Source organism: Paracoccus sp. PAR01 (assembly GCF_014851995.1).
GTDB lineage: Bacteria > Pseudomonadota > Alphaproteobacteria > Rhodobacterales > Rhodobacteraceae > Paracoccus > Paracoccus litorisediminis.
Window position 1 is genome coordinate 1 of sequence record NZ_JACVAW010000072.1, and the last position, 1,342, is coordinate 1,342.

The window sequence follows — 1,342 nt, forward strand, 5'->3', positions numbered from 1 at the left end:
GGGCGCACGGTGACGATCACGCGCAGTTGGGCGGGCACGATGTCCAGCCGGTCCGTGCGGTCCTCGCCAATCTTGTGCATGACGCCGCAGCCGCAGGGGCAGACCAGGCTGTCCGGTTCGATGACGACCTCGACGCGCGGTAGCCCGGCCGGCAGATTGCCGATGGTGCGCTTTGGCGCAGGCCTGGTCGTTCCGTCCCCCGGTTTGGCGGCACGCGTTTCCTGTTCCGCCTCAACCTCGGCCAGGGCGATGGACAGGTCCTCGAACACCAGCTGCCTCTCGTCCTCGGACAGCTTTTCCGACCGCTTGCCATGCAGGGCATGGTTCAGTTCGGCGATCAGATGCTCTTGCCGCCGGGTGATGTCCGTCAGCACTGCCACCTGATCCATCAACGCCAAAACCGCCGCGCGTTGCGCGGCAGGAATGGCGGAAAGGTCAAGGATGGGGGCAGCCTGCATGGGCTGAATCTATCACAAACCTCCAGTAAAAACACGCAAAATCAAGCTGATGATTCATTCTGCCGCAGCCGGTGGACGGGTTTCCAGCGCTTTGACGCGGCGCCAGTCGAGACCGGAAAACAGCGCCTCGAACTGGGCATGGTTCAGCGCCATCACCCCGTCCTTGATGGCGGGCCAGGTAAAGGTCGCATCCTCCAGCCGCTTGTAGGCCATCACAAGGCCGGTGCCGTCCCAATACAAGAGCTTCAACCTGTCCGCCCGGCGCGAGCGGAACACAAAGACCGTGCCGGTGAACGGATCCTTGCGCAGCACCGATGACACCAGCGCCGTCAAACCATCATGGCCCTTCCTGAAGTCGACGGGCTGTGTCGAGACCAGAACCCGCACCCGGTTGGAGGGGAACATCATGACCGCGATCCAATTGCTCGCACGATCTCGGCAATCCGTGCCGCGGCCGTCGCGCCATCCAGCCGGATGGTCATCTGGCCTACGGCAATCTCGATGGCTCCAGTGACTGGTGCTTCGGCGGAAAGGCCTCTGTCCGGCAGCACGATCGGCGCAAAACAAAGGCCGTCATCCTCGTCTGCAGGCAAAACCAACCGGCCATCCCGCGCCCATCCGCGCCATTCCGACAGATGGTTCGCCCGAAGCCCATACCGCGCCGCGACCGCGTTCACCGTCGCCCCCGGCTTCAGGCTCTCGGCCACGATCCGCGCCTTGATCTCATCCGGCCAGCGCCGCTGCCCGTTCGGTCGGATGTCCACCCCATAGTCCCTGAGAAACTCCACCGTAGTCGCCATCGCGAAACTCCCGCCCAATCTCCATCAGGCGCGAAATCTCAGGTCACGTGAAAATGCGGAAGGTGGGGCACAGGCGCCGCTTAC

Annotated in this window: 3 protein-coding genes; all 3 read right to left on the bottom strand. The window is 63.7% G+C overall.

Annotated elements, in window-relative coordinates; genetic code table 11:
• Positions 1-458 (bottom strand): IS66 family transposase zinc-finger binding domain-containing protein (locus tag IB235_RS24650; protein ID WP_192339038.1); only part of this gene is annotated, 458 nt, incomplete at its 3' end.
• A gap of 54 nt (positions 459-512) precedes the next feature.
• Complete coding sequence (tnpB, locus tag IB235_RS24655) at positions 513-866, bottom strand: IS66 family insertion sequence element accessory protein TnpB (protein ID WP_088239067.1); 354 nt, start codon at positions 864-866, stop codon at positions 513-515.
• Positions 863-1,258, bottom strand: coding sequence for a transposase (locus tag IB235_RS24660; RefSeq protein WP_192339040.1), 396 nt, complete (start codon positions 1,256-1,258; stop codon positions 863-865). Before IB235_RS24660 ends, tnpB begins: the two co-directional genes overlap by 4 nt.
• Between the last annotated feature and the right edge of the window lie 84 nt (positions 1,259-1,342).

What these genes read in the sequence shown, in the direction of transcription:
- IB235_RS24660 (WP_192339040.1), bottom strand. Translation starts at nt 1,258, where the DNA reads ATGGCGACTACGGTGGAGTTTCTCAGGGACTATGGGGTGGACATCCGA.
- tnpB (WP_088239067.1), bottom strand. Translation starts at nt 866, where the DNA reads ATGATGTTCCCCTCCAACCGGGTGCGGGTTCTGGTCTCGACACAGCCC.